The organism is Gulosibacter sediminis (assembly GCF_030011715.1).
GTDB lineage: Bacteria > Actinomycetota > Actinomycetes > Actinomycetales > Microbacteriaceae > Gulosibacter > Gulosibacter sediminis.
In genome coordinates this window covers 1-281 of record NZ_JASCYH010000114.1, presented here as the reverse complement: position 1 = coordinate 281, position 281 = coordinate 1, and the positions used below count along the sequence as shown (strand labels likewise).

The 281-nt window shown below is 74.0% G+C and carries 1 protein-coding gene; it reads left to right on the top strand.

The window, feature by feature from the left end; all coding sequences use genetic code 11:
• Nucleotides 1-281: thiamine pyrophosphate-dependent enzyme (locus QM019_RS12785; protein ID WP_282853315.1), on the top strand; the 281-nt coding region annotated here is incomplete at both ends.

Sequence of the window (281 nt, the reverse complement as noted above, 5' to 3'; positions counted from 1 at the left end):
GCCCGAGCGGCTGCCGGTGCTCGGCGTCGGCGACGGCGGGCTGCTCATGTCGATCGCCGAGCTCGAGACCGCGGTGCGGCTCGGGCTGCCCCTCGTCGTCATCGCCTACAACGCCGACGCGTACGGCGCCGAGGTGCACCACTTCGGCGGGGATGCGGTGCCGCCCGACTTCGGCACGGTCACCTTTCCGCGCGTCGACATCGCGGCGATCGCGCGCGGCTTCGGGGCCGTCGGTGTCACGGTGCGGTCGGTTGACGACCTTGAGCCGGTGCGCGCGTGGC